The following is a 12211-nucleotide window of genomic DNA, read 5'->3' as shown; positions in this document are numbered from 1 at the left end:
ATGCTACGTGGGTTTTATACCGCAGCCAGTGGGATGCTTGCCGAGCAGCAGCGTCAAGATATGTTGGCTCATAATTTAGCGAACGCCCAAACGCCTGGATACAAGGCGGATCAAAGTGCCACTCGCGCGTTTCCAACGATGCTTTTGCATGCCATCTCTGGTAACGAGCGCCCGGCACCCATTGGCGAGCTTTCCACCGGTGTCTACATGCAAGAGCAGATGCCGAATTTTCGTCAGGGAGATATAAAGGAGACCGGTAACTCTACCGATGTTTCCATCGTGCAAACAGGTGGGGGGGACGAGCAGGTACTGCTTTTTGCCGTTCAGACAGAGGGTGGAATACGCTACACGAGAAACGGTAATCTGCAAGTCGACAGCGAAGGCAGGCTTGCGACGACTAATGGGTGGATCATTCAAAGCACAGACGGAACCCCGATCCAAGTAGACAACGAGACGTTCACGATTGATTCAGAAGGAGTTGTGACGGCAGAGGACGGCACGAACCGAGGGACAATCGAAATTGTGGTAGAAATGGACCCAATGGCTTTTAGGAAAGAAGGAGACGGCCTTTATTCGTTTGAAGGAGAGGCGCCTGAGACCGCCCATGGCAATGCAGAGACACCGTTCATTCTGCGTCAGAATGCCCTTGAACAAAGCAACGTCAATCCAGCACAGACGATGAATGATATGCTCAGTGCTTATCGCCTATTTGAAGCGAATCAGAAAGTAATACAGGCGTACGATCAAAGCATGGACAAGGTTGCCAACGAAGTCGGGCGACTGACATAATGGAGGTGTAGGCAGGTGACTTACTCGCATATAACGTCTAGTACAACCTTAACTCAATTGCAGCATAAGCTTGATACCATCGCTAACAATATCGCGAATACGGAGACCGCAGGATACAAACGGCGTTCCGTAACCTTTGCAGATGTGTTATCATCCGAGTATCTAAATCAACCGAATGAGGAGGGGCGTCTAACCCCTCATGGCCTCCGTGTTGGAACAGGCGCTAGGGCTTCCGCTACACAATTAGGGCTTGAGCAAGGGCCGTTAAAGGAGACCAATCGTGAGCTTGACTTTGCCCTAACGGAAGCCGATCTTTTTTTTCAAGTTCAAACAAATGAAGGCATGAAGCTCACTCGTGATGGCTCCTTTTACTGGTCGACCACACCCGGGGATGAGGGACTGATGCAGCTCGTGACAAAGAACGGGGAGCAGGTCCTGGCAGCCAATGGTGAACCGGTTGCAGTGTCTACAGATACATCCTCTCTCTCTCTCTCATCTGACGGGACACTTCTCGCAACGCTAGCGGATGGCACCGTGGAAAATGCCGGGGCGTTCGCTCTTTCACGAGTGTTGAAGCCGCAACTACTCGAAAGCGCGGGTCAAAATCTTTACACGGTTCCAGATGGGGATGAGGTTATAGAAGGAGCCGCTGCAATAGACGCAGGGATTGAGCAGCGTAAGCTTGAAGGGGCCAATGTTGACCTTGGAGCAGAAATGACGGAACTCATTGCGACGCAGCGACAATATCAGTTTCAGGCGAGAGCCTTTTCTCTCGCAGATGACATGGCTGGTCTAGTCAATGGCATCCGTCGCTAATCACGAAACACGAACTAGGGGAGTAGAACCATGGAGCAACGTCGCGAGGAAGAACAAGCAACAGGCAATCATAATGAAGCTTCGGAAAAACAGGAGGAGCAAGAGCAAGCTTCCTCCGCTGATGGTGAAGACGGCTTCGCTGAGTCCACGAATCACAGACGCGGGGACTCCCCTGCACCAATACTCGAAGACGGGTCACTCTCGAAAGAGGCATCGGAAATCGAAGAGCTGGTTTCAGAGGCGCAGGAAAGCCCGACAGCGTCTGCGGAAGCGTACGAGGGTCCAGTAGAGCCGAGGGAAAAAGGTGAGGCAGAGGAGCCGAGCCTCGAGCTCGAGGGAGATCTCACGGCTTCGGCTGGAGCAGTGGAGCTGAAGAAAGAAGGCGAAGGCGAGTCGGAAGCGGCCCAGTCAGAGGAGCCGAGTTTCGAGCCCGAGGAGGACTCCGCAGCGTGGGCTGGAGCGTCAGTGGGGCTGGAGGAAGAGGAGCCGAGCCCCGAACCTAAGGAAAGCGCCACGGCGCTAACAGCGGCAAATGAGGGAGCAGAAGAGCAGGACGAAGCGCCTGCCAATGTTGCCTCTGCAGAAAAAGGGTCAGCAAAAAAAGAGGACCCTGCTTCGGCTGGAGGGGGAAAGCGGATTGAAAAAGAACGGAGGCGCCGTGTTCGCCTGATTCCGATTTGGTTGCGGCTTCTTGTCATCACCATCTTGGCTGGAGGTCTGATGATCATCGGCTTAATCATTGGCTTTAGCGTCATTGGCGACGGAGGCAATCCATCAGAAGTTCTAGATCCAGACACATGGTATTCGATTATTGACTTTGTCAATGGAGACTGATGGGACGGTGACGTTGATTTTAGTAAAGTAGATAAAGGTCTAGGCCAGTCAACATCCTTGTATTTGGCCTACCTGCGCTTTCCGGCTTGTCTATGCTAAAATGGAGGCATCAAATGCGCCACTGGGAGGAAGTTTATGTTACATATTGAAGAAATTAAGGAACTGATTCCGCACCGTTATCCGTTTCTGCTTGTTGATCGGATTGAGGAGTTGGAGCCAGGAAAAAGCGCCGTCGGTTTAAAAAACGTAACGGCGAACGAGGAGTTTTTTAACGGTCATTTTCCTGAATACGCCGTGATGCCAGGCGTACTCATCGTAGAAGCGCTAGCGCAGGTTTGTGGAATTGCGGTAATGAAGCTGGAGGAGCATCAAGGCAAAACGGGGTTGTTCGCCGGCATTGATGGGTGCAAGTTCAAGAAGCCTGTCCGTCCGGGGGACCAGCTTCGGCTGGAAGTAGAGATTACCCGTATGAAAGGGCCTGTAGTAAAAGCAAAAGGCATTGCAACGATTGAAGGCGAAATTGCTGCTGAAGCAGAAATGACATTTGCCTATAAGAAATAGCGACCAAGCGGCCCTTGAGAAGATCTCGAGGGTTTTTTTGTCTAGCTTCGGCAGGTAGAAGCGCCGAGATTTTTCGCCCTGACAACGAAATCCAAGACCGGAATTTCTTTTGTCAGACCTCCAAAATCCGCGCTTCTGTACGACCCGCCTGCGCTTTTCGGTTGAGGAAGCGCCAAAAACATGATGGAGGGCAGAGGCGACGTTGTGGCATACAGCAAAAGTCAGAAAAGGAACGGCAAAAATCTCAAAAAAGGACTCTCTCAGAGCGCCAACTTGTGGTTAATTGTGGGAGAAGTCGAAACTCTGCTATGACATTTTCAAAAAGCCGCAAAGTCCATAGACGGGGGTGCAGGTCTATTGATACGATGTAAGCAAGTTAACGAGACAGGCAACATCCCGTTAACTTATGGTTACTCAACGAAACGGAGGTTGATATCGTGAAAAAGAAATTGCTCATGACAACAGCCGCATCGGCGTTATCACTAGGCGTTCTCGCCGCATGTGGCGGCGAGGGAGAAGACCCGTCGGAAACACCGGGAGATCCGCCAATGGAAGACCCAGCCGGAGGTGAAGGTGAAAGCGCAGAGTAAACCGTCTTTTTAGATTTGGTTCCCATTCCCCCTTAATATAAATGGAGAACAGAAGCAGCGAACTCCCCCTAGTTCGCTGCTTTTTAGCGTTGGTTTGGGATGACGAGGAAGAAGGGACGTACGGGAGAGCGGGAACGCCGAGAGAGGCCACCAATGCAAAGGGAAATGCGAAAAATACTACGAGTAACGGAAGAACGAGCTCTAGAAAAGCAGAGATGCCACGCTTTGCCCTGGTAAACGCTAGTTTAGTGTCTAGGTACATGATGAGGTGGGGGGAGGAGGTATCGCCTGATTCGGGAGTTTCCTTCTTGTTTTAATTTGAGCTGAGAGAGAAGGTAATGCATGGCCTTTCTGCATTCGATTCCCAGAAACCTCCTTGCTTCTCCATTGGTAACCGTATGGTTCACCAGAAGCGAATAATCCTGTAAGCTCTCAACATACGCCCTATTTGAAGTAAACGAACAGTGTCTGCATTCCCAAATCCCAGAGTAGAGTCTCCGGAACATAGGGAGTTCTTGACAGGATGGGCAGTGAACACCTGCGCGTATGTCATGGTTGGTCAGTTTGTAACGCTTCAAAATGCTAAAGGAATCGGGGGTGTGGGAATGAAGCAGAAGGGAAGACAATTTGGCTAATTCTCCTCCAGATAGCCAGGAGTGCTTGCTGTTTTGCTCCAGTTCTAAGAGGACTTGTGGGAGAGCTTCGGCACGAAGAAGTGATTTAGGAAGGCCGGACTGGGAAACGCTTGGTGCAATGGTTGTGTAGGGGGAGCTGAGCACAACGAAAGGAATGATCGGGAGCGGTGGAAAGTGGTGTCGGTGCAACCAATGGTCGAGCTGAACCTGCTGACGCTGAACCTGGAGGAGTGGATTGGCGAAGCTTTCTTGTTTGCCATTATGGACGCGTCTGAACTGCTGCAAGTTCCCATCAAAATGAATGGTGCCTTGATAATTTTTCACTTCAAGGATGAGGCCAAACTGGGAAGAGAGAAGGAGGGTATCCATTTGAAAAAAGCGTTGCCTCTCCCCTTGTAAACGGAGATCTTGGAGCGCAAAATAGTGGCTGCTTGTTCGCACAAATTCGGACAGCACATAGTCAACGGAACGTTCTCCCCTGTAGCCAGCCTGCCATTTCATTAAATCCTGAAAAATCTGGTCTTTCTTTGCGTGGTGTTCCGGCAGACGTCTAAGCAGTGCCTCAAGGCGAAGCGATTGTAGCGGCAACCCGCGGTTTTTGACCATTTGCAAAGTGAGCTCCTCCTTGATTAAGGGTATTCACGGAATTGAAGTGGGCCTCGCTCTCGCATGCCTCCCCATTTCCGCTATATATAATTTCCACACTTGCGACCAAAACCCTCTCAACCCACATAAAAAACCAGCCACCCCTCAAAGGTGGCTGGTGCTCAATCTCAATCTCAATCTCAATCTTGTTCTTGCTCAGCCTCGACAATATCTTGCTCGGCATCAAGCTCGTAGTCCACACCTTCTGTATAGTCATTAGCCGCGTCCCACAGTAGAAACTCGTGAATCCCATTATCATAGAGGGCTTGAATTTGCGCTTCTACTTCCTCTGCGCCATACTCCTGAAAGTCTCCGTCCGGTAAATAAGAGGCGGTGAAGTCCTGGAGCCAAGGTCTGGAAACCGGTGGTTCCTCTAGGCCGGCGAGAAGCTCATTTTCCACCTTAGAGTATTCATCCACAAGCTTGTAGGGTTCTAAGTCAGGCTTATCGATCCCGAAATAAGGGCCCCAATGGCTTGGGTAAATCATCGACGAAATGATGTCTACGTTCTCGGAGATCTTGCTGAAGTTTTGCCCAATGCCAGGTGTTTCCGGGATGGTCGCGGCATAGCCGAAAATATCGGCGGAGACTTTCACACCGTAAGGCCTGAGTTCTTCGCGCGCGTACTCGACAAAGTCTGTGACCGCTTCGACACGTTTCTGTGTGGACTCGAGGTCGAGGTCTGCATAGTCTCCTTCGGTGTATTCAAGTGTATCTTCCCTTGTTTCAAACCCTTCGGCAAAGCGGATATAGTCAAATTGAATTTCTTTAAAGCCAGCCTTTGCCGCTTCCTTCGCGACTTCAATGTTGTAGTCCCACACTTCCTTAGAAAATGGGTTTACAAACGATTCGTCACTCCCATTGGCCCAGACCTCCCCATCCTCCTGGAAGGATAGATCGGGTCGTTCTTCTGCCAACACCGTATCTTTAAACACAACAATACGAGCAATTGGGTACATTTGAGACTCCTCAAACGTATCCATCATTCCTTCCGGATCGGAAATAAAATCTTTGGTATTGGCCTGAACAAGCTCGTCCTCGGATTCTGTCTCAAAGGTGATGTAGCCGTGATCGTCTTTCACGTCGACGACCATACTGTTTAGGCTGGAGTCATTCACAAAATCAACAAGAGAACCGAACTGGTCTCCACCGGCAGAATAAGCCGTCGCATAGATTCCTTTCACACCGTCTTCTGGGTACTCAATGTCAACGCCGCTATCGTACGTAAACCGGTCCGGCATAAGACGTGGAACGGTGAGCAGCGGCTCGTCGCTCATTGGAAAATATGTCTCTTCTTCGGTGGCTTGTTCCGCATCGTTGTCATCCGTTTCGGCTTGTACGTTTAGGCCGCTTGTGCATACAAAAAAACAGGCAAGTGTCGCAAAGCTGGTTTTGAATTTCATGTTCTCCTCCTATTCTGCATCAGTAGGTAAACTCGATTTAACTTCTGTTAAAGTGGCTATAGAAGCTTCAAGGTCCGCATGAATGTCTTGCATGGCTTTCGTGGTTTCCTGGTGGGACTCATTAATCGATTCGATTCCATTCGCAAGGAATTCAAAATCCGCATTTTCCCCTCCAAGCTCTGTAAAGAAACGTTCCTCTGCCTCCAGTTCTCCCTGGTACTGGTCGACATACGATTCAACATGCGTTTGTAGAGATTCTACTTGCTCCTGCAGATGCTCCAATTCAGTCATGGGCAGGCCCTCCGTTTCCTCACTGCTAGTAGCCGAGGCAAGTTGGTCGTTTCCCTCTTGCATCGCTTCGTTGGCCTTAGCCAATTCCTCAATCTTTTCGCCTCGTTCGGCGACATTGGTAAAGATGTTCGCTTCCCCAGAGGACAAAGCTTCGCCGCTATCCTCGGCCAAATCGCTTTCCATGTCTTCCTGCACGTTCGATTCAAGCGCCACCACCTCATTGAGAGCGGAGACAATGGTCTCTTTTTGCGAATCGATCGCTTCTACAGCCTTGGACGCGTCTTCCGTGGGGCTGCTGCACCCGACAAGCGCGAGTATGGCAGTTATGAAGCCTGTAAAACGTAGAAATCTTTTCATACATATCCTCCCATTGAAACATACGGTTATGTTCATTGTTAAATAGGCTAGGAATGTTTGTCAATCGACACGAATATACAAATTCATTCAGGGAAAAAGGCTCAATGATTTTCCAACGCTTTCATACGTTCAGCGTTTTATTTTACGCTAAAAGAGGAAAGACTAAAGAAGAAGGAATAAAAGGGGATGAGAAGATGAGTGAAGCGATTTATGGGAATACGCCGCCGTTCTTAGGGGCAATAAATGGAGTGAGAAACGATTTCGATCATGCAGATGTTCTCATTTACGGAGTGCCATGGGAAGGGGCGGTGACATGGGGCGATTACACGGGCTGTGAGCTAGGACCAAAGGTGATGCGTCTGTCTTCTGCTCGTTACTCCGGGTATTTGCCGGAACTCGAGCACATCGACGTATTTGAACATTTTCAGCTTGCCGACCTAGGCGATGTTGATGTTGTGCCAGCGGATGTTGGTGAAACCATGAACCGAATTCAGCAGTTCTCTCAACAGGTCTGGTCGAAAGAAAAATTTCCGATTGCCTTGGGTGGGGATCATGGGATTACTTATCCGATTATCGCGGGCCTTGCCAAGCAGCATCCAGAAAAGAAAATTGGCATCCTCCACTTTGATGCGCATTATGACAACATGCCGCATCATGAGGGGCAAAAGTATGCGCGTTCTACGCCATTCGCACGTCTTTACGAGCTTGATGCTGTTGAAAATCAGAGTTTGTATCATATAGGCATTCACGGGCCACGCAACAAACCTGAAACGGGACGCTATGCACAAGAGGCCGGAGCCGAAACGATAACGATCACCGACATCCGTGAAGCAGGAGATATTCGCAAGCTTGCTGCCAGCCTTCACGAAGAAGCGAGCAAGCATGTCGATGTTCTCTACTTGTCCATCTGCAGCGACGTGCTGGATGTCGCCTTTAACCCGGGAGGCCCCGTAGATACAAATGGCCTCACGCCGTATGAACTGTTGACAATGGTCCATGAATGTACGTCCCGAGGCGTAGTGGGCATGGATTTTGTGGAAGTCTATCCGCAGCAAGATCCGAGCGATGTTTCCTCCCACTTTGCCTCGACGCTTGTTCTTTATGCACTGGCGGGTCTCGCCAAGCATCGTGCATGAAAAAGAAGGCCTCCAGCGGTTTCGGAGGCTCTTTTTAGCTCGAGCTGTTTCGCCCTAACAAGCGTTGTCCAAGTTCGGGATTATCTTGTGCAGGGCCTAAATTCTCGCTCCGTACCAACCCGCCTGCGCTTCTCGTGCTCCAGCCGCAAGGCCTCCTCCGCCTTGCAAATCACCCGACATATTTTTCGAGAAAGAGGCGAACGGCTCGCTCGTAGCCATCCGGGTCTTTGGCATAGCTCATACGGTGAGTGGCAGTGGCGACAGCGAATTCTTCCTGAGGCCCTTTGGTGGCGGCCTTAAGCGATTCGACCATCGTATAAGGAACAATCGGATCTTTTTTCCCGTGAATAAATAAGACCGGTATCGTGTTGTTGGCCAGCTGGTTGAGGGGGCTGGCTTGTTTAAAGGAATAGCCATGTTTCGTCTTAACGACGGTGCTTGTTAAAGAAACAAAAGGAAACGCTGGCACGTTGTAACTTGTCGGCAGCAAGTTTGTAAACAGCTCATGAAGACTCGTAAACCCACAGTCTTCGATAATTGCTTTCACGTTTTGTGGCAAGGCTTTTTCGCCAGCGGCACTCATCACTGCCGCAGCCCCCATGGAAATTCCAAAAAGGACCACTTCGCTTTGATCATCCACCCTTGCTTTGATTTCATCCAACCAGGAAAGCACATCCAATCGATCCGGCCAACCGAAGCCACTGTAGTCCCCTCCGCTTTTTCCATACCCGCGAGCATCCGGGAGCAGGACATGATAACCGAGATCATAGAAAAGACGTGCAAACGTAAAGAGGTGCGGTCCGATGCCTGCGTGATCATGACAAAGCATCGCGGTTTTGCCCGTTCGTGAAGCTTCGTTGTAAAGGAACGTTGCGTGGAGAGGGAGGCCGTCCTTGGAGCGGACATGCCATGACATTTTCGTGTGTTTTGCGAACCAGTCGGTGGCACTGCTTGGAAACCGGTGGGCTAGCTCATTGCGTCTGCGCGTTTCGCTTTCGCTGGATTCGTCTTTTCGAACCATCGCTTTGTGGTAGATCAGGCCCGTCCCAACAGCGAGAGTGGTAGCCGCAAGAGTGGCCGAGAGTATCCCGAGTGAATAACGCCGCTTCATTGATATCCCTGCTTTCATGATGTAGTTATGTTTAGTTTAATAGAAGGAGTCTTTGAAATACAAACGTTCTCTATTATCTATGAAAGATAGTAAAGAGTCTCAACAGTGCTTTCTAGATTGGAAAAATTGACACTGATCGTCTTCATCCGTTGTTTCCCAACAAAATAGTTTATTACATTTTGATTACATCGATAGAATCAGACATCGTTTTCGTGTAAAATCTAGTCATATTCACTCTATGAAAACGGAAGACCGTACATACGAATTTCTTAGACAAAGAAAGAGAAGGAGGCATTTTTTTGACACGCTCAACGACCTTACAAAAAGTTCTTTTCTCGTCCACTATTGCTGCTGGGATTGCTGTTGTTGCCCCACAAGACGCGGATGCTGCACTTGGAGATCAAACCCTCCGTCAAGGGATGTCTCACTCTGATGTGACCGAGCTACAAAAGCAGCTTAAAGAAAAAGGCCATTTTACATACAGCGAAGCAACCGGCTATTTCGGACATATCACGCGTGACGCGGTTCGTTCCTATCAGCGAGCCAATAATCTACAAGTAGATGGCATTGCTGGCCCACAGACGCTAGGATCTCTAGTAGGAAAAAGCGCTAGCAGTTCTACCAATCAAGCGAGTGGATCGAACGCTTCGGCAGGTTCGACATCTAGCGTCATGCGTATTGGCAGCCGTGGCAATAACGTCACCAACCTTCAGTCAGAGCTACGTTCGCTGGGCTATTTTAACCAAAGTCCAACCGGCTACTACGGAACGGTGACACGTGATGCGGTTCGGGAGTATCAGCGCGCCAACAATCTAGCTGTCGACGGAATCGCAGGTCCAGCTACACAAGGCTCTCTTAACAGTGGTGGAAGTGCTGCAAGCTCTGGTTCTAATTCATCCTCTTCCACGTCCAATTCCCAAGCAAGTGCCAGCCATTCAAGCAGCGCTTCGGCTGTGATGCGTGTGGGCAGTCGCGGAAATAACGTGACGAATCTTCAAACAGAGCTACGCTCACTGGGCTATTTTAACCAAAGCCCAACAGGCTACTTTGGGACAGTGACGCAAGAGTCTGTTCGTGCTTTTCAACGAGCCAATGGTTTGGCAGTAGACGGAGTTGCGGGCCCTGCTACACAAGCGAAGTTAAACGACAATCCTGCAGCTGTGAATAAGAATGAAACGACAACCAACAATGGCCATTCAACGCAGAACACAAGCACGGCAACCCCCGGCGGTTCTGTCAGTGGCATTGTCGCCGAAGCGCAGAAACATGTGGGTACACCGTATGCATGGGGCGGGACATCGCCATCTGGCTTTGATTGCAGTGGCTTCATTCAATACGTGATGAGTCAAAACGGGGTGTCGGTTCCACGTACGGCGGCTGCCCAATGGAGTGCAGGAACGAGTGTTTCTTCCCCTCAAGTTGGCGATATTGTCTTTTTCGAAACGTACAAACCAGGACCGTCGCATAATGGGATTTACCTTGGAAACAACAAATTTATTCATGCCGGTTCATCCAATGGCATCGTCGTTCAGGACATGAACAACAGCTACTGGGCACCAAGATACCTTGGTGCTAAGCGGGTGCATTAATCGTCCGCCTCCAAGGGTAATTACAGAATAAAGAGCAACGAAAGCCCCTTCCTTCAGGTGGGGGCTTTCGTTGCTCCTAAATAAATAATGATGAGTGATGTTTCCACGAATTTTTGTTTGGTGTACTGGTAACAAAGGCGGTGAACCCTGTGGCCACCATTTCCCTAAAACTCGAGTTCCTGATCATGCTGTTTTTATTTGGACTTTTTGTTCATCCCTCGAGTCGTAACCAAATGCCCCTTTCATTCGTATACATATAGTAGGGAGCGTTCTATCAACTTTTGCTTCAATCGCCTGTTCTGGCAACAGGTCGATCAGTAGAAGAATTCCCCCTGCTCGTCGCGATGACAGCGGGAAAAATACCGTTCTTTATTTTCTTCCTAAGTACTTCTAAGCGTCCTATTTATTGAATAGTGGGATTTTTTATCCTTTTTTTGGCTTTCTGAACGAGATTGCCCAAAAATAGCGAAGGAGGGCGAGCTTTATGCGAAGAAATAAAGGTTTCAAAAGGCTGTTTACTGTCACGGTTGTCTCTTTACTTACGTTTTTATTTTTGTTCGCTTCACTCTCCATCTTGATTGGGTACAAAGTAACGAACCCTCAAACGGACCAATTAGGAAGGAGTCCAGCAGACTATGGGTTGGCATTTGAAGATGTACGCTTTTATAATGAAATCGATCATCTCATGTTAAGCGGTTGGTGGATTCCTACCAGCGATCTAAGCGTATTCGAAACGCAGAAAGCAGTCATTTTTTCCCACGGGTACGGCTATAATCGAGCGAATATGCCGTTTAGCAGTTTGCAGTTAGCGAAGCGCATGCATGAGGAGGGATACCACATCTTGATGTTTGATTTTCGTAATTCAGGGTCATCGGATCAAGCGCCAACGACCATTGGCAGACATGAAAAGCTGGATTTGCTCAGTGCGGTTCATTACGTAAGCGAAGAGAAGCAGGTGAAGAAAATGGCATTAATGGGGTGGTCGATGGGCGCTGTTTCTGCCATATTAGCAGGGGCTGAAGCGGAAGAAGTCAAGGCAGTTATTGCCGATAGTCCTTTTGCTGATCTACATCAATACGCGAAAGATAGTTTTCACTATTGGACGGGTCTCCCCCCATTCCTCGCGACAGGGATGACGAAAATCACAGAGGTGGTGATCCCTGAATTTAAGACAGGTGAGGTTCGCCCTATTTATACGGTAAAATCGTACCCTGAAGACAAAGGGTTGTTTTTAATTCATAGTAAACAAGACGGAGCCATTCCTTATTTAGAATCGAAGCAAATACACAATGAATCTAAGAGTAGTGAACTGTGGCTTTCAGAAAAGGGCGGGCATATGAGAAGCTATTACCATTTTCAAGAAGGATACGAAGAAAAAGTATTAGACTTTCTAGAAAGGATGTTCCAAAAGCACAATCGCTACGTAACTGAGGCGCGGGCCATAGCGTGAACGA

12 protein-coding genes are annotated in these 12211 nt (G+C 49.2%); 8 read left to right on the top strand and 4 right to left on the bottom strand.

What is annotated here, in order from left to right; translation table 11 throughout:
• From AVZ68_RS08540 to AVZ68_RS20175, 5 genes are all read left to right on the top strand, one after another.
• On the top strand, positions 1 to 789 hold the full coding sequence (locus AVZ68_RS08540; protein ID WP_059104121.1) for a flagellar hook-basal body protein: 789 nt from the start codon (positions 1 to 3) through the stop codon (positions 787 to 789).
• Positions 790 to 804: 15 nt separating this feature from the next.
• Positions 805 to 1605: a flagellar hook-basal body protein gene (locus AVZ68_RS08535; protein ID WP_059104120.1), complete on the top strand. Its 801-nt coding sequence runs from the start codon at positions 805 to 807 to the stop codon at positions 1603 to 1605.
• Between the two features lie 30 nt (positions 1606 to 1635).
• Positions 1636 to 2439: a DNA-directed RNA polymerase subunit beta gene (locus AVZ68_RS08530; RefSeq protein ID WP_059104119.1), complete on the top strand. Its 804-nt coding sequence runs from the start codon at positions 1636 to 1638 to the stop codon at positions 2437 to 2439.
• A gap of 135 nt (positions 2440 to 2574) precedes the next feature.
• Positions 2575 to 3000: a 3-hydroxyacyl-ACP dehydratase FabZ gene (fabZ, locus tag AVZ68_RS08525; RefSeq protein ID WP_059104118.1), complete on the top strand. Its 426-nt coding sequence runs from the start codon at positions 2575 to 2577 to the stop codon at positions 2998 to 3000.
• A 437-nt stretch (positions 3001 to 3437) separates the two neighbouring features.
• The gene (locus tag AVZ68_RS20175; RefSeq protein ID WP_157404612.1) at positions 3438 to 3590 is read left to right on the top strand and encodes a hypothetical protein; all 153 of its coding nucleotides are present in this window, start codon (positions 3438 to 3440) and stop codon (positions 3588 to 3590) included.
• 245 nt (positions 3591 to 3835) lie between these two features.
• Here the strand turns inward: AVZ68_RS20175 and AVZ68_RS08520 are convergent, their stop codons facing one another.
• From AVZ68_RS08520 to AVZ68_RS08510, 3 genes are all read right to left on the bottom strand, one after another.
• Entirely contained in the window at positions 3836 to 4831 is a 996-nt protein-coding gene (locus AVZ68_RS08520) for an NERD domain-containing protein (protein ID WP_245628096.1), read from the bottom strand.
• Between the two features lie 179 nt (positions 4832 to 5010).
• Entirely contained in the window at positions 5011 to 6273 is a 1263-nt protein-coding gene (locus tag AVZ68_RS08515; protein WP_059104116.1) for a putative glycoside hydrolase, read from the bottom strand.
• Positions 6274 to 6282: 9 nt separating this feature from the next.
• On the bottom strand, positions 6283 to 6921 hold the full coding sequence (locus tag AVZ68_RS08510) for a YkyA family protein (protein ID WP_059104115.1): 639 nt from the start codon (positions 6919 to 6921) through the stop codon (positions 6283 to 6285).
• A 194-nt stretch (positions 6922 to 7115) separates the two neighbouring features.
• Between AVZ68_RS08510 and AVZ68_RS08505 the strand changes: the two genes are divergently transcribed.
• Positions 7116 to 8057, top strand: a complete 942-nt coding sequence (locus tag AVZ68_RS08505) for an agmatinase family protein (protein ID WP_059104246.1) — start codon at positions 7116 to 7118, stop codon at positions 8055 to 8057.
• 169 nt (positions 8058 to 8226) lie between these two features.
• Here the strand turns inward: AVZ68_RS08505 and AVZ68_RS08500 are convergent, their stop codons facing one another.
• Positions 8227 to 9168 (bottom strand): alpha/beta hydrolase, encoded by a 942-nt coding sequence (locus AVZ68_RS08500; protein WP_059104114.1) that lies wholly within the window; start codon positions 9166 to 9168, stop codon positions 8227 to 8229.
• A 299-nt stretch (positions 9169 to 9467) separates the two neighbouring features.
• Here AVZ68_RS08500 and AVZ68_RS08495 point away from each other — a divergent pair, with 299 nt between their 5' ends.
• Together AVZ68_RS08495 and AVZ68_RS08490 are read left to right on the top strand one after the other, a co-directional pair.
• Complete coding sequence (locus tag AVZ68_RS08495) at positions 9468 to 10757, top strand: C40 family peptidase (protein WP_059104113.1); 1290 nt, start codon at positions 9468 to 9470, stop codon at positions 10755 to 10757.
• Positions 10758 to 11241: 484 nt separating this feature from the next.
• Positions 11242 to 12207 carry an alpha/beta hydrolase gene (locus tag AVZ68_RS08490; protein WP_059104112.1) on the top strand — a complete coding sequence of 322 codons (966 nt, stop codon included), beginning with the start codon at positions 11242 to 11244 and terminating at the stop codon, positions 12205 to 12207.
• Positions 12208 to 12211 lie beyond the last annotated feature (4 nt).

This window comes from Shouchella shacheensis, from assembly GCF_001484965.1.
GTDB classification, from domain to species: Bacteria; Bacillota; Bacilli; order Bacillales; family Bacillaceae_D; genus Shouchella; species Shouchella shacheensis.
The sequence above is the reverse complement of the archived record's forward strand: the minus strand, read 5'-3'. Positions and strand labels throughout refer to the sequence as shown.

Bases quoted from the DNA above. Each gene is read 5' to 3' on its own strand.
- AVZ68_RS08490 (WP_059104112.1), top strand. From the start codon at position 11,242: ATGCGAAGAAATAAAGGTTTCAAAAGGCTGTTTACTGTCACGGTTGTC.
- AVZ68_RS08515 (WP_059104116.1), bottom strand. From the start codon at position 6,273: ATGAAATTCAAAACCAGCTTTGCGACACTTGCCTGTTTTTTTGTATGC.
- fabZ (WP_059104118.1), top strand. From the start codon at position 2,575: ATGTTACATATTGAAGAAATTAAGGAACTGATTCCGCACCGTTATCCG.
- AVZ68_RS08520 (WP_245628096.1), bottom strand. From the start codon at position 4,831: ATGGTCAAAAACCGCGGGTTGCCGCTACAATCGCTTCGCCTTGAGGCA.
- AVZ68_RS08510 (WP_059104115.1), bottom strand. From the start codon at position 6,921: ATGAAAAGATTTCTACGTTTTACAGGCTTCATAACTGCCATACTCGCG.
- AVZ68_RS08505 (WP_059104246.1), top strand. From the start codon at position 7,116: ATGAGTGAAGCGATTTATGGGAATACGCCGCCGTTCTTAGGGGCAATA.
- AVZ68_RS08500 (WP_059104114.1), bottom strand. From the start codon at position 9,168: ATGAAGCGGCGTTATTCACTCGGGATACTCTCGGCCACTCTTGCGGCT.
- AVZ68_RS08530 (WP_059104119.1), top strand. From the start codon at position 1,636: ATGGAGCAACGTCGCGAGGAAGAACAAGCAACAGGCAATCATAATGAA.
- AVZ68_RS08540 (WP_059104121.1), top strand. From the start codon at position 1: ATGCTACGTGGGTTTTATACCGCAGCCAGTGGGATGCTTGCCGAGCAG.